Source organism: uncultured Porphyromonas sp. (assembly GCF_905372525.1).
Taxonomy (GTDB): Bacteria; Bacteroidota; Bacteroidia; order Bacteroidales; family Porphyromonadaceae; genus Porphyromonas.
In genome coordinates this window covers 65,729-84,692 of the sequence record NZ_CAJPPN010000002.1, presented here as the reverse complement: position 1 = coordinate 84,692, position 18,964 = coordinate 65,729, and the positions used below count along the sequence as shown (strand labels likewise).

At 54.5% G+C, this 18,964-nt stretch carries 15 protein-coding genes; 8 read left to right on the top strand and 7 right to left on the bottom strand.

What is annotated here, in order from left to right; all coding sequences use genetic code 11:
- Nucleotides 1–266: 266 nt before the first annotated feature.
- The 6 genes from QZ170_RS00905 to QZ170_RS00880 are packed head-to-tail and all read left to right on the top strand — an operon-like array spanning nucleotide 267 to nucleotide 8,705.
- Nucleotides 267–2,303 carry a transketolase gene (locus QZ170_RS00905; RefSeq protein WP_297175935.1) on the top strand — a complete coding sequence of 679 codons (2,037 nt, stop codon included), beginning with the start codon at nucleotides 267–269 and terminating at the stop codon, nucleotides 2,301–2,303.
- A gap of 18 nt (nucleotides 2,304–2,321) precedes the next feature.
- Nucleotides 2,322–2,765: a ribose 5-phosphate isomerase B gene (gene rpiB / locus QZ170_RS00900; protein WP_297175934.1), complete on the top strand. Its 444-nt coding sequence runs from the start codon at nucleotides 2,322–2,324 to the stop codon at nucleotides 2,763–2,765.
- Between the two features lie 34 nt (nucleotides 2,766–2,799).
- Nucleotides 2,800–4,800: a family 20 glycosylhydrolase gene (locus QZ170_RS00895; protein WP_297175933.1), complete on the top strand. Its 2,001-nt coding sequence runs from the start codon at nucleotides 2,800–2,802 to the stop codon at nucleotides 4,798–4,800.
- Between the two features lie 5 nt (nucleotides 4,801–4,805).
- Nucleotides 4,806–6,248 carry an arylsulfatase gene (locus QZ170_RS00890; RefSeq protein ID WP_297175932.1) on the top strand — a complete coding sequence of 481 codons (1,443 nt, stop codon included), beginning with the start codon at nucleotides 4,806–4,808 and terminating at the stop codon, nucleotides 6,246–6,248.
- Nucleotides 6,248–7,471 carry an AI-2E family transporter gene (locus QZ170_RS00885; protein WP_297175931.1) on the top strand — a complete coding sequence of 408 codons (1,224 nt, stop codon included), beginning with the start codon at nucleotides 6,248–6,250 and terminating at the stop codon, nucleotides 7,469–7,471. Before QZ170_RS00890 ends, QZ170_RS00885 begins: the two co-directional genes overlap by 1 nt.
- Nucleotides 7,449–8,705 carry an ABC transporter permease gene (locus QZ170_RS00880; RefSeq protein ID WP_297175930.1) on the top strand — a complete coding sequence of 419 codons (1,257 nt, stop codon included), beginning with the start codon at nucleotides 7,449–7,451 and terminating at the stop codon, nucleotides 8,703–8,705. Before QZ170_RS00885 ends, QZ170_RS00880 begins: the two co-directional genes overlap by 23 nt.
- A 152-nt stretch (nucleotides 8,706–8,857) precedes the next feature.
- Here QZ170_RS00880 and QZ170_RS00875 read toward each other — a convergent pair whose 3' ends face one another.
- The 3 genes from QZ170_RS00875 to guaA form a co-directional block, all read right to left on the bottom strand.
- The gene (locus tag QZ170_RS00875) at nucleotides 8,858–9,526 is read right to left on the bottom strand and encodes a trimeric intracellular cation channel family protein (protein ID WP_297175929.1); all 669 of its coding nucleotides are present in this window, start codon (nucleotides 9,524–9,526) and stop codon (nucleotides 8,858–8,860) included.
- A 68-nt stretch (nucleotides 9,527–9,594) separates the two neighbouring features.
- A complete protein-coding gene (gene panB, locus QZ170_RS00870) occupies nucleotides 9,595–10,413 on the bottom strand; it encodes a 3-methyl-2-oxobutanoate hydroxymethyltransferase (RefSeq protein WP_297175928.1) in 819 nt (272 codons plus the stop codon).
- A gap of 119 nt (nucleotides 10,414–10,532) precedes the next feature.
- Nucleotides 10,533–12,053: a glutamine-hydrolyzing GMP synthase gene (guaA, locus tag QZ170_RS00865; RefSeq protein ID WP_297175927.1), complete on the bottom strand. Its 1,521-nt coding sequence runs from the start codon at nucleotides 12,051–12,053 to the stop codon at nucleotides 10,533–10,535.
- A gap of 877 nt (nucleotides 12,054–12,930) precedes the next feature.
- Between guaA and QZ170_RS00860 the strand changes: the two genes are divergently transcribed.
- Nucleotides 12,931–15,003 carry an alpha-L-fucosidase gene (locus QZ170_RS00860; RefSeq protein ID WP_297175926.1) on the top strand — a complete coding sequence of 691 codons (2,073 nt, stop codon included), beginning with the start codon at nucleotides 12,931–12,933 and terminating at the stop codon, nucleotides 15,001–15,003.
- Nucleotides 15,003–15,509 (top strand): low molecular weight protein-tyrosine-phosphatase, encoded by a 507-nt coding sequence (locus tag QZ170_RS00855; RefSeq protein ID WP_297175925.1) that lies wholly within the window; start codon nucleotides 15,003–15,005, stop codon nucleotides 15,507–15,509. Before QZ170_RS00860 ends, QZ170_RS00855 begins: the two co-directional genes overlap by 1 nt.
- 195 nt (nucleotides 15,510–15,704) lie before the next feature.
- Here the strand turns inward: QZ170_RS00855 and QZ170_RS00850 are convergent, their stop codons facing one another.
- From QZ170_RS00850 to cdaA, 4 genes are all read right to left on the bottom strand, one after another.
- Entirely contained in the window at nucleotides 15,705–16,856 is a 1,152-nt protein-coding gene (locus QZ170_RS00850; protein WP_297175924.1) for a DNA polymerase III subunit delta, read from the bottom strand.
- A gap of 17 nt (nucleotides 16,857–16,873) precedes the next feature.
- A complete protein-coding gene (locus tag QZ170_RS00845; RefSeq protein WP_297175923.1) occupies nucleotides 16,874–17,506 on the bottom strand; it encodes an aminodeoxychorismate/anthranilate synthase component II in 633 nt (210 codons plus the stop codon).
- A 49-nt stretch (nucleotides 17,507–17,555) separates the two neighbouring features.
- Nucleotides 17,556–18,089, bottom strand: a complete 534-nt coding sequence (locus QZ170_RS00840; protein ID WP_297175922.1) for a hypothetical protein — start codon at nucleotides 18,087–18,089, stop codon at nucleotides 17,556–17,558.
- Between the two features lie 92 nt (nucleotides 18,090–18,181).
- Nucleotides 18,182–18,955: a diadenylate cyclase CdaA gene (cdaA, locus tag QZ170_RS00835; RefSeq protein WP_297175921.1), complete on the bottom strand. Its 774-nt coding sequence runs from the start codon at nucleotides 18,953–18,955 to the stop codon at nucleotides 18,182–18,184.
- Nucleotides 18,956–18,964: the final 9 nt, after the last annotated feature.

Below are 18,964 nucleotides of genomic sequence, written 5' to 3'. Positions count from 1 at the left end.
GTCTATGAGGGAGGGGTGAGCTGACAGGAGAAGGAGCACGAGGAAGGAACCCGTATTAGACAGCTAGAGATGCAGCGAGGATCCTCTCCTTTGCTATACCTAATATATATGGGTGTGGGATGGGTGAGGTGGGTAGGTAGTGATGCTAGGTATGGTTGGCGGGAGGAGTTAAATTTGTTGTATCTTTGAGTGTCCTAGGATAGGTATGCGACCCTGATGCTATCTGCATGTATAGCAAGGACAGCGAACAAATAACATCACAGCTCATGAACAATGAACAACTGATGACCCGAGCAGCCGATAACATCCGTATCCTAGCTGCTTCGATGGTCGAGCGTGCCAAGAGTGGACACCCAGGCGGTGCTATGGGTGGTGCAGACTTTATCAATGTGCTCTTCTCAGAGTTCCTCATCTTCGATCCCAACGACCCCAAGTGGCCGGGTAGGGATCGCTTCTTTCTTGACCCAGGACACATGTCGCCCATGCTCTACGCTCAGCTATCACTCATCGGTAAGTACTCGATGCAGGAGCTCCAGCAGTTCAGACAGTGGGGCAGTCCCACCCCTGGACACCCCGAGGTGGATGTCCTGAGAGGTGTGGAGAATACCTCAGGGCCACTTGGACAGGGGCACACCTTCGCTGTGGGAGCAGCGATCGCCGCCAAGTTCCTCGCCGAGCGACTAGGCTGGGTGATGAGCCAGACGATCTATGCCTATATCTCTGATGGCGGTGTGCAGGAGGAGATCTCTCAGGGTGCAGGGCGTATAGCAGGGCACCTGGGGCTGGACAACCTCATCATGTTCTACGATGCAAACAACATCCAGCTCTCTACCAAGGTGGACGAAGTCGATACAGAGGATGTAGCGATGAAGTACAAGGCTTGGGGATGGCACGTGCTAGAGGTGGATGGCTCATCAGCAAGTGAGATCCGCAAGGCTCTGGCAGAGGCAAAGTCTATCGTCGGCAAGCCTACCCTGATCATCGGACATACCACGATGGCTCGTGGGGCTGTCGGTGCTGATGGTACAAGCTACGAGGGTAAGGTGAGCACCCACGGACAGCCACTCTCGGCTGCTGGGGCTTCGTTTGAGGCCACGGTGCAGAACCTAGGGGGTGACCCCAACGACCCCTTCCGCATCTTCCCCGAGGTAGAGGCTATGTATCAGGCTCGCCTTGACGTGCTCCGACAGCTCGCTGAGGAGCGCAAGAAGGAAGAGGCTCTGTGGCGTCAGGACAACAAGGATCGGGCTGAGAAGCTCGACCGATGGTTCTCGGGTGTAAGCCCTGTCATCGACTGGTCTAAGGTAGAGCAAAAGCCCGACCAAGCTACTCGCGCAGCCTCTGCCACTGTCCTCGGTGTACTCGCACAGCAGGTAGAGAATATGATCGTAGCCTCTGCCGACCTATCCAACTCGGACAAGACGGATGGCTTCCTCAAGAAGACCCGAGTCCTCACTCGTGGAGACTTTAGGGGCGCCTTCCTCCAGCCAGGCGTAGCAGAGCTCACGATGGCTTGCCTATGTATCGGTATGGCACTGCATGGCGGTGTGATAGCCGCATGCGGGACGTTCTTTGTATTCTCCGACTACATGAAGCCTGCTGTGCGTATGGCAGCCCTCATGGAGCTACCCGTAAAGTTCGTATGGTCGCATGATGCCTTCCGTGTGGGTGAGGATGGGCCTACCCACGAGCCCGTAGAGCAGGAGGCACAGATCCGATTGATGGAGAAGCTACAGAATCATAGTGGTGCTAATAGCCTACTTGTACTTCGCCCCTCTGATGTCGAGGAGACGACGGTGGCATGGCGCATGGCTATGGAGAATGTCCATACTCCATCTGCGCTCATCCTCTCTCGTCAGAATATCAAGGACCTCCCTGCCCCCGAAGGCAAGACCCGAGGAGAGGCAGCTCAGTCTGCTGAGCGTGGTGGGTACATCGTCCAGCGTGACGAGCATCCCGAGGTGGTCCTAATCGCTAACGGGAGCGAGGTCTCTACCCTCGTAGAGGGAGCTGAGCTCCTTCGCCAGGAGGGCATTCAGCTACAGATCGTTGCCGTGCCCAGCGAAGGGGAATTCCGCCGTCAGCCCAAGGCTTATCAGGATGAGGTGCTCCCTCAGGGAATCAAGCGATTTGGCCTCACGGCTGGTCTACCTGTGAACCTCCTCGGTCTCGTCGGGGACAATGGTACTATCTGGGGACTGAACTCCTTCGGCTTCTCCGCTCCCTACAAGGTGCTTGATGAGAAGCTAGGCTTCACCGCTGAGAATGTCTATCAACAGGTCAAACAGCTACTCGGTAAGTAGTGGCTCATCCATATTACTATGCCTTGCACGAATAAGATAGGACTCGCAGCCGACCATGCTGGCTACGAGCTGAAGAAAGAAGTGAAGGCTCAGCTTATCGCCCGTGGTCTTCAAGTCGAAGACTACGGGTGCCACTCTGCTGAGCGATGTGACTACCCCGACTATGCACACCCTATGGGACGCGCTATCCAGGAGGGGACGATAGCACGAGGGATCTCTATCTGTGGATCAGGTAATGGGATCTCTATGGTGCTCAATAAGTACCCACGAGTACGAGCCGCCCTCTGCTGGAGTGTGGAGCTTGCTAAGCTGGCACGTGAGCACAACGATGCTAATGTCCTATCCCTCCCAGCACGATTTATCTCTAGGGAGGAGGCAGAGGCGATCGTCTCGACCTTCCTAGACACAGCCTTTGAGGGTGGGCGACATGCCGCTCGGGTAGAGAAGATCCCCATTCACTAGCTGTCGGGGATTCCCCCACAGCATAGAAGACCCTATGAGCAAGTATCTAGCCCTATTCATAGCGCTACTCCTCTCCATCACGACATCATGGGCAGGACCACTCCTGCCCAAGGTGAAGCGAGACATCCCACAGCGGGGTGTCTCGCCTTTCCGTGCTGGGCAGGTACAGCTCGCTACTGCACGGCTAGAGACAGAGCTAAAGGCTCTCCTCGGTGAACTTGGGATCGAGGCAAGCCCTAGAGCCGATCATCAGATAAGCCTAGAGCTACAGACCGATATAGAGGGACTTCCCCAAGGGAATGAGGAAGCCTACAAGCTAAGCATTACCAGCGACCTTATTAGCCTGAGAGCCTACACCGAGACGGGGCTGTATCGGGGACTACAGACGCTGAGACAGCTCTATGAGAGAGGAGAGTGGAGGGCTCGTGTGATCCTTGACTGGCCAGCCTTCCCATGGCGAGGCTTCATGATGGACGTCGGGCGCACCTATATCCCCCTAGAGCAGCTCAAGCAAGAGATTGACCTATTGGCTCGCTTCAAGGTCAATGTCTTTCACTGGCATCTCACAGAGAATGAAGCCTGGAGGCTAGAGAGCAAACTCTATCCCAAGCTCAATGATAGGGGCTCCATGACCCGCATGGCTGGCTGGTACTATACCCAAGAGGAAGCGAGGGAGCTTGTACGATACTGCCGAGAGCGTCGTGTGTTACTCATTCCCGAGATCGATATGCCGGGGCATAGCGCAGCCTTTGAGCGTGCGCTTGGCTATGGTATGCAGACGGAGCAAGGGAAGAAGACCCTCAAGGCGCTCATCAAGGAGGCTTGCGAAGTCTTTGATGTTCCCTATCTGCATATTGGTACAGATGAGGTGCGGTTTACAGATAAGACCTTTGTCCCCGAGATGGTCGCCTATGTACGCTCCCTAGGCAAGAAGGTGATCTCTTGGGCACCAGGATGGTCTTATCAGGAAGGAGAGGTCGATATGCTCCAGCTCTGGAGCTCTCGTGGTAAGGCCGTCAAGGGAATCCCTGCCCTAGACTGTCGCTACTACTACCTCAATCACTATGACCTCTTCTCTGATATAGGACGCCTCTATAATAGTCGGATCTATGGCGAGGATCAGGGGACTGAGCATCTCTATGGAGCCCTCCTAGCGATATGGACGGACCGTGCAACACTAGATACGAGGCAGATCATTCGTGAGAATCAGCTCTATCCAGCGATGCTTGCTCTAGCCGAGCGTAGCTGGGTCGGTGGAGGTCGAGGCGACTTCACGAGTCGGGAGGTGATGACCTCTGACCCCAAGAGCCCTGCCTATAATGAATTCAAGGACTTCGAGACTAGAATGCTCAGCTATCGCAAGGTCTTCCCTTCGGAGTACTTTCCTTATGTCCGACAGACAGATGCCCGCTGGGTCATATCCGCACCCTTCCCCAATGGCGGAGAGCCTAGGCGGGTCTTCCCCCCCGAGCAGGCTATTGGTGCCATAGCTCCCCCTAAGTCCCTACCCAGCTATACCTACGAAGGCAAGACCTATCCCTCACAGATGGTCTCAGGGTCAGGATTCTACCTAAGGCATGTGTGGGGAGACCTCTGTGCTGGCCTCTTGGAGCAGGCAGAGACTGACCATACCAGCTATGCTATGGCATGGGTCAATTCACCTAAGGAGCAGAAGGTCGGGTTACTCTTCGAGACACAGAATTATAGCCGTTCGGAGAAGGACCTCCCGCCACCTCCCGGTGCTTGGGATCACCGAGAGAGTAGGGTCTGGGTCAATGGGAAGACCATCATACCTCCGGTGTGGACCAATACACACACTATCCCTACCCTTACCTCTGCCCTTGGTAATGAGAATGCTTGCTCGCGTCCTCCCATCCCTATTACTCTGAAGAAGGGGTGGAACCAACTCTTCATCAAGCTCCCCATAGGAGCATTTACTACCCGTGAAGTACGCCTTGTAAAGTGGATGTTTACTGCTGCCCTTGTTAACCTGAATGGTACAGAGGCGGCCGATGTACGTTACCTCGACTTATAGTTATTATGAATAGAATAGCACTCCTCTCTCTTATCTCGACCTCTGCCCTCTCCGTCCTCTCAGCACAGAATAAGAAGGCACTACCCAACGTCATCTTCATCATAGCCGACGACCTTGGCTATGCTGACGTGGGCTTCAATGGACAGAAGCTTATCCGTACACCTCACCTCGACTCATTGGCACGAGCGGGGATACAGTTCACAGACTTCTATGCAGGCTGCTCCGTCAGTGCCCCTTCTCGAGCTTCGCTCATGACGGGTATGCATACGGGACATACACAGATACGAGGCAACAAGGAGATTAATCCCGAGGGACAGTCCCCCGTAGCAGATCGTATGACGCTTGGGCGACTCTTCCAAGGAGCAGGCTACCGTACTGGGATCTTTGGGAAGTGGGGGCTAGGCTATCCAGGGTCTGGTGCAGAGGCTACCGACAGAGGCTTTGATGAGTTCTTCGGATATAACTGCCAGCGTATGGCTCATCTGTACTATCCCGATCACCTCTGGCATGGGAAGGAGCGTGTCGACTATCCGACTAATGCAGACGGGCAGCGTGACATCTACTCTGCTGATGAGATCCATAAGGAGGCTCTCCGCTTCATCGAGACCTCGGCGAGGGATCATGCACCCTTCTTCGCTATGCTCACTTACACCCTTCCTCACGCCGAGCTGAACCTCCCTCATGATGCAGTCTATGAGTACTACGAGGGGAAGCTCACCCCTAAGCCCTATGAGAGTCGCTATAAGTGGGACTACCCCTCCTCTCCCAATGCCCACGCAGCCTTCGCTGCCATGGTAGAGCGCTTGGATCGCTATACCGGAGAGGTCGGAGCACTACTTCGTCGTCTCGGTATCGAGGAGCATACCCTCGTGATCTTCACCAGTGACAATGGTCCTCACCGAGAGGGTGGGGCAGACCCCGACTACTTCGATAGTAATGGTATCTACCGAGGGATTAAGCGTGACCTCTACGAGGGGGGGATACGTATCCCTATGGCTATGGCTTGGAAGGGACAGATAGCTCCAGGGGGGAAGAGTCAAGTGCCTCTAGCCTTCTGGGACCTCCTACCGACCTTTGCCGAACTGATAGGCCAAGGAACAAAGGCTAAGGGTAGTGACGGTAGGTCCTTCCTCAGTATATTGAAGGGAGCTACACCGAGCAAGTCTCTAGCGAGTCGTCCCCTCTACTGGGAGTTCCACGAGGACGGGGGGAAGATGGCTTTACGTAAGGGCGAGTGGAAGCTTGTAGCTCTCAAGGTCGATACAGGCTCCCCCGTACTAGAGCTCTATAACCTTGCCTCCGACCCTAGTGAGACGAAGGATCTTCGTGCAAGCGAACCTAAGCGTCGAGAGCAACTCTATAGAGAGATGCTGCGCATGCGCACCCCATCGACAGACTTCCCCTTCGCCTATGAGGTGAAGACAAAGACAGAGAGATCAGCTCACTGATGGAACGTTTCTTTAATCGCGAATTTACCTTTGACCGAGTCGCCAGGACACTCCTCCTTGCACTTGTCGTCGTGCTCGTCATCCTAGGGCTCAGAGCTATATGGGATGTCCTATTGCCTTTCCTCCTGGCAGGAATATTTGCCTATGTGATGATGCCTCTTGTACGCTTCTTCCAGTTTCGTATGAGGCTACGCTCTCGTGGGCTATCTGTCGTCCTGACGCTTCTAGTGATCGGGGCTCTGATCTACCTAGCGGTCATCTATGTCGTCCCCTCGGTGAAGGAAGAGGTAGAGAAGACCCTGCAAATGATCTCTAGCTACAACGGGGGGCAGGATCTCATCACCATGCTCCTCCCCAAGAGTGTCCGTAACTATCTGACGAGCAATAGGACTTGGGGCAACTTCTCCCGTAACCTCTCCGTAGATAAGCTTATCGAGAATACACGGCTCATCCTAGATCAGCTCGGTGGGATCATCAATAGTACACTCTCGGTCTTCTCCTGGGGCTTCGTCTTCCTCATGGGGATCGTGTACTTTATCTTTATCCTTCTGGACTTTGAGAACCTCGGACGGGGCATTATCAGCCTCTTCCCTGTATCTCTACGCCCTGCGATGCGTACGATCAGCTCAGATCTGGATCGGTATATGAATAGCTACTTCAGAGGTCAGGCTCTCGTCGCTCTGAGTGTCGGGATATTACTCTCGATAGGCTTCAATATCATTGGTCTGCCGATGGCTACTGCTATGGGGATCTTCATCGGGATCCTCAACTTCATCCCCTACATGCAGGCTCTCGGGATTATCCCCCTCGGTCTAGCTGGGGTGCTGATGGCGGCTCAGAATGGGGAGAACGTCTTTGTCTGCCTCCTCCTAGCCTATGGGGTGCTGATGATCGTACAGTTCATTCAGGATATGATCCTTGTACCTCGGATCATGGGCTATACGATGGGTATGCGCCCCTCGCTTATTCTCCTCGTCTTGGCAGTGTGGGGGTATTTGTTGGGCTTCTTCGGGATGCTCATTGCCCTACCTGCCACCATGTTCCTCTACTCATTCTACAAGCGGTATATACTAGAGGATCAAGAGTACATCCAGGAGATGGAGCAGCGAAAGAAGCCGAAGGGCAAGCGACCCAAGGGCAAGAAGACCCCGAGTGACTTAATACCAGAGGCGACGGCCTCTGCTCAGCCAAATGAAATAGATGGATCTAACAAAGAACCCTAGTACCTTCATCGCCCAAGGTCTACAGAGAGCCAAGCAGCGAGGCGCAAATGGCACCTCGGGCTCTCTGCGCCTGACGACTATAGGGATAGCCCTTAGTCTGAGTGTAATGCTCCTCTCTGTAGCGATTATATTAGGCTTCAGGGAGCAGATCCACGAGTTTGCCTTCAGCCAGACGGGGCACATTAGCCTCAATAGCTATGGGAGTAATTGGCGAAACTCTAATACCCCCGTCAAGGTATCCAATCAGCTCCTCAACTTCCTACGGCGTGAGCCCTATATCGAGCGGGTGATGCCTATCGTGCAGGAAGCGGGGCTACTGAAGACCGAGGAGGACTTCTCTGGGATCCTACTCTATGGGATCGATCCTTCCTTCAAGAGTGACTACTTCGTCAATAGTCTCAGAGAGGGACGCCTACCCAACGTCTCTCCTGAGGCTATCGAGGCACCTGAGATCGCCCTACCTACACATGTGGCCGATCGCATGGGCTGTGAGCTCGGGGAGAAGGTGCGTATCTACTTCTTTGGAGACAAGATGCGTGTCCGAGTCTATACGCTCGTTGGGATCTATGAGTCCACAGGGCTAGAGCTCTCTCCAGCCCTCTGCCCTATGATCTCTCTCCAGCGACTCAACCAATGGGGGAGCGACTCCTATAGCCGTCTCATGATCATGCTGCGTCACCCTGGAGATGCAGAGAAGGAGCTGAATAAGCTGATCACTAGACTACAGGCTCATCCTGACCTAATAGCCAATGAGGACTATGGGATGAACCTCGGGCAGGAGCTCCAGCCAGAGCTCTTCAATTGGCTTACCTTCCTAGACACCAATGTCTATGCGCTCCTGGGGCTGATGATTCTTGTCGCTGGCTTCTCTATGATCACGGGGCTTATCATTCTCGTCCTAGACAAGAGTAGGCAGATCGGTATCCTCAAGGCGCTTGGGGCGACGAATAGCTTACTTCGCAAGGTCTTCCTCCTCCTCTCTGGACACCTCATCCTGAGGGGGATGATCTGGGGCAATGTCTTGGCGCTGATCCTCTGTCTGCTACAGAAGCAATTCAAGATCATTCACCTGAACCCTGCCAACTACTTCATGAGCTCTGTGCCCATACACTTTGACCTGTTGGCATGGATCGGGATCAACCTCGGGACGCTCCTACTGATCCTCCTGATGGTACTCGTACCAGCCGGGCTAGTGAGCCGTATACGCCCTGCAGAGAGTATGCGTATAGACTAGCCTTCTGATACTCTCCTAGGAGACCCTTAGCGTCCCAATGCAAAGGGGAGCGCCCTAGACTCACATATAGGTATGAGTCTGGGGCGCTCCCCTTTTATCTCTCCTTTTAGGTATACCTGCTACCCTCGAGAGGAAGATGGAGTAGAGGCTCTCTATAGACCCTCCTGTTCCTTGCGCTCTATCTCTGTAGGGTCAAAGGTCGGTATCTGTATATGCAGTGCCACAGCCACTACACGGAGGACGAAGACCGAGACGGCAGAGATGAGCTGTACCCACTCGATGGATATATTCGTATAGAGCCCGAGTAGGACATAGATGATCCCCCCGAGGAGGCAGGCTGTCGCATAGAAGTCCGTACGGAAGATCAGTGGGGTATCGTTGATCAAGATGTCTCGGATGAGCCCTCCGAAGGAGCCCGTCACTGTACCCATGATGACAGCGACCCACCAAGGATAGCCTGTAGCGAAGGACTTAGCGACACCCACCACGACGAAGAGACCCAGGCCAATAGCGTCGAAGAAGAAGAGGGAGTGATTGAGCCGTACGACCTGCCTGCGGAAGACAATCGTGAAGGTAAGGGCTACTCCTGTAATGATCAGGTACGAGGGCTGTATGAGCCAGAAGGGCTTTAGGTCGAGAAGTATATCTCGTATCGTACCTCCACCCACTGCCGTTACAAAGCCGACGACGTAGGCTCCGAACCAGTCGAAGCCCTTCGCTGCAGCGAGCCGGATACCACTAATGGCAAAGGCCAGTGTACCTAGATAATCACACCAATCGACGAAGCTATTGACGTCTACTATGTGTGCAAATCGCATCATATTCACTCTTGCTAGATAAGTCCGCCACCCATGAGCCCCTGCGAGGTCTCGCTTGGCTCTGAGAGGGGCTAGTAGGACTCTGACTCACTAGGGAAGGTATGAGTCTTGACGGCCTGGATATATTCGGTGACCGCAGTGTCAATAGCCTCTCCGATCTGACCAAAGCGACGGAGGAACTTCGGGCTGAAGCTATCCTCCATCCCCAGCATATCCTGCGTGACGAGTACCTGGCCATCGACACCACTACCTGCACCGATCCCGATCACTGGGATACGTAGGTCTGAGGCCACTCGACGGGCGAGTGTCGCTGGCACCTTCTCTAGTACGAGAGCAAAGCAGCCTGCCTGCTCTAGCCCCTTGGCCTCCCTGAGGAGGCGGCCCGCATCAGCATCTGTCTGACCCTGCAGACGGTATCCCCCGAGCTGGTGTACAGACTGGGGGGTAAGCCCTAGGTGTCCCATGACGGGGATCCCCGAGGTGGTCAGCTGCTGGATGATGGGATAGACGACCTCCCCGCCCTCGAGCTTGAGCGCATCGCAGCCTGTCTCCTTCATGATACGCACCGCAGAGCTAACGGCCGCCTCCTGCGAGATCTGGTAGCTCCCGAAGGGCATATCGACGATCACAAAGGCCTGCTGGACGCCCCGAACGACCGAGGCTCCATGATAAATCATCTGGTCGAGGGTGATGGGTAGGGTGGTGGAGTGGCCTGCCATGACGTTGGCAGCGGAGTCGCCTACGAGGAGGATCTCTACACCGCTACGATCTAGTAGTCGTGCCATAGTGTAGTCATAGGCGGTGAGCATAGTGATGGGCTCACCTAATTGCTTCATAGCTTGTAGACGTAGCGTCGTGATCTTCTTCGTCTCGGGCTTATGTTGGGACACTGTTCTCTCGAATTTGTAATAGTAAGGACACGCCACACCCGCTCCCTGGGGAGCTGGATGTGGCACGTCAATATAGGATTATCTATAGGATAGCTCGCACGGTAGGGTCGTGTGGGGACTTACTCCCACTCGATCGTGCTGGGGGGCTTGGAGGAGATGTCGTAGACGACACGATTCACCCCACGGACCTTGTTGATGATCTCGTTAGAGACCTTGGCTAGGAACTCATAGGGTAGGTGTGCCCAGTCTGCACTCATCGCATCGGTGCTCGTGACGGCACGTAGGGCGATCGTGTACTCATAGGTACGCTCATCACCCATCACCCCTACAGAGCGGATAGGTAGGAGGATCGCCCCAGCCTGCCAGACCTGATCATAGAGACCTGTCTCACGAAGCATAGCCATGTAGATCTCATCGGCGTTCTGTAGGATCTCGATCTTCTCGGCAGTGATCTCCCCGAGGATACGTATCCCGAGACCTGGGCCGGGGAAGGGCTGGCGCTTGATCAGTCGCTCCTGCATCCCCATCTCTAGGCCTACGCGACGTACCTCGTCCTTGAAGAGTAGACGCAGAGGTTCGACGAGCTTCAGGTGCATGCGCTCGGGTAGCCCCCCTACGTTGTGGTGGCTCTTAATCACGGTGCCCGTGATACTGAGACTCTCGATGACGTCGGGGTAGATCGTCCCTTGGGCTAGCCACTTGATCCCCTGGAGTTTCTTAGCCTCCTCATCGAAGACCTCTATGAAGCCACGGCCGATGATCTTACGCTTCTCCTCGGGATCAGTGACTCCCTTCAGTGCAGAGAGGAACTTGGCACGAGCATCCACCCCGATGACGTTTAGTCCGAGGTGCTCGTAGTCTCTGAGGACGTTGGTGAACTCATTCTTGCGTAGGAGTCCGTGATCGACGAAGATGCAGGTGAGGTTCTTGCCGATAGCCTTGTGTAGGAGTACGGCGGTGACGGAGGAGTCTACGCCACCAGAGAGGGCGAGGATGACCTTGTCCTCTCCTAGCTGCTCCTTCAGCTGCTGGATGGTATGCTCTACGAAGGAGGCAGGAGTCCAGTTACCACGAATACCCGTGACGCTTAGGAAGTTGCCTAGGAGCTTGAGCCCCTCCTCCGTATGGAAGGCTTCGGGGTGGAACTGTACGCCCCAGGTCTGCTCGCCATCGATACGGAAGGCTGCTGCCGCTACGTCCTCCGTGCTAGCTATGATACGGAAGCCCTTGGGGAGCTCAGTGATCGTGTCTCCATGAGACATCCATACGGTCGTCCCCTGGGTGATCCCCTTCATCAGAGGATCGTTGGCGTGGTGGATCGAGAGGTGTGCACGGCCGTACTCACGGCTGTCGCATGGCTCTACCTTGCCACCTGCCTGATGGACTATGCTCTGCGCCCCATAGCAGATCCCTAGTAGAGGACGCTTCCCACGGAGCTCCTGGAGCCCTATCCGAAAGGCCTCACTATCGTAGACCGAGTAGGGACTCCCAGAGAGGATAATACCTGCTATGCCGGTGAGATCTTGGGGGAGCTTGTTGTAGGGGACGATCTCGCAATACGTGTTGAGCTCACGTAGTCTCCGACCGATAAGCTGGGTCGTCTGTGAGCCAAAGTCAAGAATGAGTATTTTCTCCTGCATGTCAAACCAATTAGAACGAGTTGTGTCGCAAAGATACGAATTACCTAGATACCCCGTCCCCCTAGATTTTTCCCGCTCTAGTTCGGGCTTCCCGGGTATGCTCTTATGACCATGAATAGATGATGGGAACGATCGTTATATGTCCTCGCCACCCCGTTTGTTGGGAGTGACTTCGTCGCTTGGTGTAGGTGATGGTGCATTCTTTATAGGAGTGTATGGAGCTACAGCTACATCCTCGTCGTGTGGCTCTCGGTATATCTGAAATACAGAGCTCGACAAGGTATGCTATCCCATACTCCCCCTCCTCTCATAGATCCCTTGGGCTAGTGTTGGGTCTCCCATGGGGTGCGGGCGAGGAGATACCGATAGATAGGAGCAGCGGAAGGAGAGGACAGCCAGGCTATCTAGGGCTCAGGATAGAGATAACTCCTAAAGCTACTAAGGGGCGAAGTTGAGGTAGCCAGGGGAGCATACGATTGGATAGGAGTACTGCTACTACGGGTGTAGGTTTGCATAGCATATACCTACTATTTAGGGGCGAAAAGTATACCTGCGTGTATACCGTTGTGTATACGCGTGTATACAATTGTGTACCCACGTGTACACAACCTCGCTCTAGGTATGTCCTCTGTGGGGCTCTTTTGTAGGTGTACATCTTGAGGCTAACGTCTAGGTACTCAGTGGTACAACCAAGGTACCCTTCGAACATAAGCTAATACCCTCGAGTGCCGAGGGGGGAACAGATCATCACTGAAATCAGGTGCAGGCCTGTCAGGCATCGGAGGGTCTCCCATTTGGGATATATCCTATGTGTGGTATATGGAAATTCTCTATCTTCGTGGCGTATAATTTGATATATCATATACCCTTCGTCACGATGAAGCAACTACTTCTCCTAGCCCTAGGGCTCTGCTCAGGCATAGCACTAGGACAAGGGCTCTCGGCACAGTCTTCGGCGCCCAAGCCCGTCTATCCCATCCCTACTCAGGCACAGATCGACTGGCAACGCCTAGAGACCTATGCCTTCATACACTTTGGACTCAATACCTTCAATGACCTAGAGTGGGGCTATGGCAATACGCCTGCAAAGACCTTTGCCCCACCCGTACTTGATGTCGAGCAGTGGGTCACTACTCTCAAGCGTGCCGGTATGAAGGGGATTATTCTTACCGCTAAGCACCACGATGGCTTCTGTCTGTGGCCCACCAAGACCACCGAGTATTCGGTGAAGAATAGCCCGTGGAAGGGCGGTAAGGGCGACCTCGTCAAGGATCTGAGTGAGGCCTGCCGCAGGCATGGGCTACGCTTCGGTATCTACCTATCCCCTTGGGATCGTAACAATGCCCGCTATGGCTTCCCCGAGTATCAGAAGACCTTCCACGAGCAGATCCGTGAGCTCACGACGAACTATGGGGAGCTCTTCGAGTACTGGTTCGACGGTGCCAATGGCGGTACGGGCTGGTATGGTGGTGCCGACTCTGCTCGCAAGATCGACCCGCTCACCTACTACGATTACGAGGGGGCAACGAAGATGCTGCTGCGCAACAACCCCAACATCATGATCTTCGGAGGGACGACACATACCATCCGCTGGATCGGCAACGAACGTGGATGGGCTGGTGAGACCAACTGGGCAATGTACGACGAGTCCAAGCAGAAGCACTATACTCAGGCTCAGTGGGGTATGGAGGATGCCAGCCAGTGGCTACCAGGTGAGGTGGATGTGAGCATTCGCCCAGGGTGGTTCTACCACCATCGTGAGGATCATCAGGTGCGCTCGGTAGCTAACCTCGTGAACATCTACTACGAGAGTGTCGGGCGCAATGCCAACCTCCTGCTGAACTGTCCGATTAACCTCGATGGGAAGATCCCCGCCGTGGACTCTGCTCGTCTGATCGCTTGGCATGACCATATTAAGGCATCCTTCCGAGATAATAAACTTCGCAAGGCCACAGCTCGAGCCTCTGCTACTCGTCCTGGACGTAGCTTCCAGCCTCGTAATGTCAATGATGGTAACCCCGACACCTACTGGGCTATCCCCGATGGCGAGAAGACGGCTAGCCTCACGCTAATCCTCCCTCGAGAAGAGCTCATCAATAATGTAGCCCTACAGGAGTACATTGCCCTTGGGCAACGAGTACGTAGCTTTAGCCTAGAGGTCGCTGGTCGTGATGGCGCCTTCCGCCCCATCGAGACCAAGGATAGCTTGACGACTATCGGATATAAGCGTCTTATCCGCTTCGAGGCAGTGAAGGCTAAGGCGCTTCGCCTAATCATCACGGATACACGTGGTCCTGTGTGCCTCGCAGAGGTCGCTGCCTATCTAGCCCCTGAGGTCCTAGAGGCTCCTCGTATCAGCCGTGATAGCAGAGACAGTGTCTACATCTCGACTACGGCACGTAATGCTCACATCGAGTATCAGCTGGTACCCCGCAACGCCGGTGCTACACACGACCTCTGGAAGCCCTACACTGCCCCCTTCTATCTACCCGATGACTTCACGACCATCCATGCTCGTGTCTCTAGTGCTAGCAACAAGGATAAGGCTCAGGCTACCTACAGCCTAGGGTACTCTCTCTCCAAGGTAAAGACCCCAGAGCTCGCAGATGATCTACGCACAAAGCTCTTCGATGGGAACGGCTATTCTACAGTCACCCTCCCTCGTGGGGTACGTGCTCTCACACTGGAGCTGGATCAGCCTAGGAGGATCAGTTCGCTTACCTATACTCCCTCCCAGCAGCGAGATGCACGTGGACATATCCAGCGCTACAAGCTATATGTCGATGGTCAGGAAGTAGCAGAGGGGGAGCTCGCAAACATCAAGCATAATCCTATCCCGGTCTCCCTTGAACTCTCAAAGCCAGTCGAAGGACGTACTATTCGCCTAGTCGTCACCAAGACTGTAGACGATGTACCCGAGGTGACGATCGGTGACCTAAGCATCTACTAATGAGCGTCACGAACCCCACCCCAAGCGTCGAGGCCACGAGACCGGTACGTATCCTCTTCGTGTGTCTTGGTAATATCTGTCGAAGCCCCTCGGCAGAGGGCATCTTCCGTCACTATGTCTCGGAGCAAGGAGCTTGTGATCGCTACGACATCGATTCGGCAGGGCTCATCGCACACCACGAGGGCGAGCTCCCCGACGGTCGTATGCGAGCCCATGCCGCACGACGTGGCTACGAACTCACCTCTCGCTCACGCCCGATTACCTATGAGGACTTCTTCCACTATGACTATATCATAGGTATGGACAGTGCGAATAGGGAGCGCTTGTTAGATCTAGCTCCTACGGCTGAGACAGCGCAGAAGGTTTCCCTACTGACAGACTGGGCTGATGATGCCCCCAAGGATCATATCCCTGATCCTTACTACGGAGGCGCCGAGGGCTTCGAGCACGTCCTGGACCTCATAGAGCTCTGCGTACCTCAGCTCTATAGGAAGACGATCTCTTAGACGAGTCTTAGCTCACTAAATACAAAGGGGGGGATGGTGCACGAAGCACCATCCCCCCTCTAGCTATTGCTTGCCATGCTATGGTCTTTATCGCCTCCTGATGTCCCGACCTCTAGCCTTCATAGCCCCCTATACGATACAGAGACGATTAGGTGCATGAGACATAGAGTGCGTAGTAGAGTAGCGCTCTTGAGCTTAGCGTATCTTCATGCGCTTGTAGCTCAAGGCGAGTTTAGCTGTTAGGCGCAGGATGAGGTCAAAGAAGACCATCTTGCTATTGACGTTTTGAGCGATGTGTCGTCGCGCTAGGTCTAGCTCCTCCTCCACGGCACGTACGACATGCCCCGTGATACAGCTACGTAGGTAGCTGGCGATGCTGGTCTCTTTGGGGGTTAGGTAGTTGAGCTTCGGCAGATCGAGGTTGAAGAGGTAGAATTCTCGGAACATACGTGCTAGGTACTCCAGCAGAGCCTGCTGCTCGTCACGGCTTAGCGAGGCAAGGTCGTCCGCTAGTATCTTCATCTCGATAGGCTGGGCATTTACCGTAGCACGTAGGACACGCTGTAGGTGTCGCTCTAGTATAGCCTGTTGCTCACTCTCTCCTCTGAAGGTATCTAGTGCCACACGATAGTTCCCCTCACTGAGGTGAGCTGCGAGGGTGGCATCAGCGCCCTCTCTCCCCCCTTCGGGGAGGCTTAGTAGGGCTGCTTCGATCTCCATAGGGGCTAGAGGACGTAGACGTACAGTCTGCATGCGACTGCGTAGTGTGCCGAGTACACCCTGCTCCTCCATCGTAACCATCAGGATGACGGTGCGTAGGGGAGGCTCCTCGACGAGCTTGAGGAGCTTATTACCCAGAGCCTCCTGCATTCGCTCAGGGAGCCAAATCATTAGGACTCGATAGCCCGACCCTGCCATATGATAGCTGAAGTGCTGCTGGATCACCTCTCCTTCGCGTGCGAAGATAGAGGCCTTCTTGCCATCCCCACCGAGGAGGGAGAGCCACTCCTCATAGCGTATATAGGGGCCACGAGCCAAGAGGGTACGCCACAGGGGAAGCACATCCTCTGCGAGGTTCTTTCCCGAAGTATTGATGATGGGGAAGAGGTAGAATAGATCCTGCTCAGCAAACGTATCATATCGCTTGCACGACGGACAGTGCCCGCAGGCATCATGCGCACCTCGATGGGTACAATTGAGGTAGCGTGCGTAGGCATAGGCTAGGCCTAGAGCCCCCTCTCCATCACGCCCTACGAAGAGCTGTGCATGTGGGACGATCCCCTGCTGAGCAGAGGCGATGAGTTCGGCCTTGATGAGGTCTTGTCCGATGATGTCGTGGAAGTACATAGCCGTTGCTACTTTGACTAGTCGATGATGTTGGGTGGTGACTTGCGCGTCTGTATCTCTTGCTCTACGACAGACACAAAGCCCTCGATATAGATCTTCCCAGAGGTGGTAATCATACTCTCGGGATGAAACTGTAGTCCGAAGATTGGATATTCGCAGTGCCTGAAGGCCATTAGCTCGTGCCCCTCCGCTCCCCCTTGACTATAAGCCGTAGGGATAATGCTCGAGGGAAGGCTCTGCTGACTCACTACCCAGCTATGGTAGCGCCCTACGATACTACCCTCTGCGATCCTACCGACAATGGGGTCACTAGGGTCGATATCTATTAGAGGTGCAGGATGACCATGTAGGGGGTGGGGAAGCTGGCGGAGGGTTGCTCCGAGGTGCTGTGCGATGGCTTGGTGTCCTAAGCAGATACCTAGTATCGGGTAGTGCCCTATCCCCTCTGCGATGAGTCTCATCATCCGAGGGTATTCCTCGGGGATGCCGGGGCCGGGGGAGAGGAGTAGAGCATCGTATCGGGCCATCTCATCTCCGCATAGCTCGTCCTCACGGATCAGGTCATAGGTAACACGTGGATGCTCTCTGAGCAGCTGCACGATGTTGAAGACGAAGGAGTCGTGATTATCGATAACGAGTAGGCGTACCATAGTCTGATCTCTAGGAGGCGTCTATCCGAGGGTTGAGGGTGGGATGACTCTATCGGATCGTGAGTCGGCAGACGATCGTCTGCCTGGGGAAGATAGCTCTGATGAGGTAGACTCCGGGGGAGAGTGTGAGCTTAACCTCCCGACTGTTACGAGCAGAGAGGACTTTGCGCCCTGTGATGTCCATGATGTCCAGCTGGGTAACGGGCTCTGGCATCCGTAGTAGGTCACTTGAGAGCCATATTGTCGCCCCGGAGGTGATGGCTTCGTCCTGCTTGAGGACGCTGTTGCCTCCATTAGCCTTGTAGTACACCCCTCCGATGACAGTACCGTTGGAGATGAGGTAACTTCCCCCATTGGTTAGGGTTATCGTCCCATGGTCTGGGGCAGCGAAGTAGCGGACGGAGAGGCGTGTATTGGCTACACGGCTACTAAAGGAGGGTAGAGCACAGACGCTATCTCCCTGAATGATCTTGCGGAAGCCGAGGGGCGAGTACCCCTTATCCTGAGCTATGCCTACCGTAGCTCCGAGAGGAAACAATAGGAGTAGACCTAGGATGAGCCTATGGTTGTGTCTCTGTAGCATATGCGTCTGCTGGTAGGGTAGGGTGTAGTATGAGAATACGCCTAGCTCTGATGCGCTTCGTGGAGAGTGTTTATTGGATGAGAGATGGTAGCTTAGTCGGCCGAGAGGAGCTCTCGGAGCTCGTCGGCCGTGATTTCTACGATGATCTCACCTCGGTACGCCAAGGATATAGATCCTCGCTCCTCGCTCACGATGATCACCTTGGCATCTGTCTTCTGGGAGAGCCCTAGTGCGGAGCGATGGCGGAGACCAAGGTCTTTATTGAGGTCGGGGTTGCTCGCTACGGGTAGGATACATCCTGCGGCACAGATCTTCTCTCCTGCGATGATCATGGCACCATCATGTAGGGGACTATTCTTGAAGAAGATCGTCTCAATGAGGCGGGCATTCACGGAGGCTAGGAAGCGCTCACCTGCATGCTGATAGGGGGTGAGATCCATATTACCTTGTATGGCGATGAGTGCCCCTGTCTTCTTACGAGCCATATTCATACATGCGAGGACGACTGGAGCGATATAGGCGGCCTCCACACGGCTCTGTTGCTCCCGGCTGTCTCTGAAGAAGTTCCTTATCTTGCGCCAGCGTTGTGCCGAGCCGATCGTGACAAGGACCTTACGTACCTCATCCTGAAAGATGATGACTAGGAGTAGAAAGCCGATGTTCACGAACTTGTCGAGGAGTGCACCCATCAGGCGCATCTGTAGCACCTGAGAGATCACCAGCCAGAGGATGATGAAGGTTACGATCCCCATGAAGAGGGAGCGACTACCCGAGTATCGGAGGGTAATGTATGTATAGTAGAGACATACTGCCAGTAGGAGTATGTCGATGATATCCTTGATCGAGATCTGAAGCCACCAAAGCATGTGTTTCGC

What these genes read in the sequence shown, in the direction of transcription:
- QZ170_RS00905 (WP_297175935.1), top strand. Translation starts at nt 267, where the DNA reads ATGAACAATGAACAACTGATGACCCGAGCAGCCGATAACATCCGTATC.
- rpiB (WP_297175934.1), top strand. Translation starts at nt 2,322, where the DNA reads ATGCCTTGCACGAATAAGATAGGACTCGCAGCCGACCATGCTGGCTAC.
- QZ170_RS00895 (WP_297175933.1), top strand. Translation starts at nt 2,800, where the DNA reads ATGAGCAAGTATCTAGCCCTATTCATAGCGCTACTCCTCTCCATCACG.
- QZ170_RS00890 (WP_297175932.1), top strand. Translation starts at nt 4,806, where the DNA reads ATGAATAGAATAGCACTCCTCTCTCTTATCTCGACCTCTGCCCTCTCC.
- QZ170_RS00885 (WP_297175931.1), top strand. Translation starts at nt 6,248, where the DNA reads ATGGAACGTTTCTTTAATCGCGAATTTACCTTTGACCGAGTCGCCAGG.
- QZ170_RS00880 (WP_297175930.1), top strand. Translation starts at nt 7,449, where the DNA reads ATGGATCTAACAAAGAACCCTAGTACCTTCATCGCCCAAGGTCTACAG.
- QZ170_RS00875 (WP_297175929.1), bottom strand. Translation starts at nt 9,526, where the DNA reads ATGATGCGATTTGCACACATAGTAGACGTCAATAGCTTCGTCGATTGG.
- guaA (WP_297175927.1), bottom strand. Translation starts at nt 12,053, where the DNA reads ATGCAGGAGAAAATACTCATTCTTGACTTTGGCTCACAGACGACCCAG.
- QZ170_RS00860 (WP_297175926.1), top strand. Translation starts at nt 12,931, where the DNA reads ATGAAGCAACTACTTCTCCTAGCCCTAGGGCTCTGCTCAGGCATAGCA.
- QZ170_RS00855 (WP_297175925.1), top strand. Translation starts at nt 15,003, where the DNA reads ATGAGCGTCACGAACCCCACCCCAAGCGTCGAGGCCACGAGACCGGTA.
- QZ170_RS00850 (WP_297175924.1), bottom strand. Translation starts at nt 16,856, where the DNA reads ATGTACTTCCACGACATCATCGGACAAGACCTCATCAAGGCCGAACTC.
- QZ170_RS00845 (WP_297175923.1), bottom strand. Translation starts at nt 17,506, where the DNA reads ATGGTACGCCTACTCGTTATCGATAATCACGACTCCTTCGTCTTCAAC.
- QZ170_RS00840 (WP_297175922.1), bottom strand. Translation starts at nt 18,089, where the DNA reads ATGCTACAGAGACACAACCATAGGCTCATCCTAGGTCTACTCCTATTG.
- cdaA (WP_297175921.1), bottom strand. Translation starts at nt 18,955, where the DNA reads ATGCTTTGGTGGCTTCAGATCTCGATCAAGGATATCATCGACATACTC.